1 protein-coding gene is annotated in these 624 nt (G+C 67.1%); it reads left to right on the top strand.

The features are described 5' to 3' along the window. Positions 1–68: 68 nt before the first annotated feature. Positions 69–624: SAM-dependent methyltransferase (locus AC07XP_RS32315; protein ID WP_495266965.1), on the top strand; the 556-nt coding region annotated here is incomplete at its 3' end.

Raw genomic sequence — 624 nt, 5'->3', positions numbered from 1 at the left:
GGGGAGGAGGGTGGGATGGCGCTCATTCGGAGGAGGAAGACAGAAGACAGGAAGAGGACAATGGCGCCGTGACGACGCCAACGACAAACAGTTTACCCATCGCCCTCGACCATCTGATTGCCCGCTCCGTCGAGCGCGCGGGCGGATGGATCGGCTTCGACCGCTTCATGGCCCTGGCCCTGTATGCGCCAGGGCTGGGCTACTACGCCAACACCTCGGCCAAGTTCGGACACATGCCTTCGTCCGGCAGCGACTTCGTGACCGCGCCCGAGCTGACGCCGATGTTCGGCCACACGCTCGCGATGCAGGTGCTCGAAGCGCTGGAGAAGACGGGCACCGACACCGTGTGGGAGTTCGGCGCGGGCTCGGGGGCGCTGGCGGTGCAGCTGCTGCATGCGCTGGGCGAGATGGGGCGCAGCGATGTGCGCTATCGCATCGTCGATCTGTCGGGCACCTTGCGCGAACGGCAGCAGCAGGCGCTGGCGGGGTATGCGGGGCGGGTCGAATGGCTTGGGGAGCTGCCTGAGTCCATGCAGGGCGTGGTGGTCGGCAATGAAGTGCTCGATGCGATGCCGGTGCAGTTGCTGGCGCGGGTGAAGGGGGCCTGGTTCGAGCGGGGGGTGG

The sequence above is a fragment of the Variovorax sp. GW531-E2 genome, from assembly GCF_059423125.1.
Note: the sequence above shows the minus strand (reverse complement) of the source record. Positions and strands in the feature narration are given on the sequence as shown.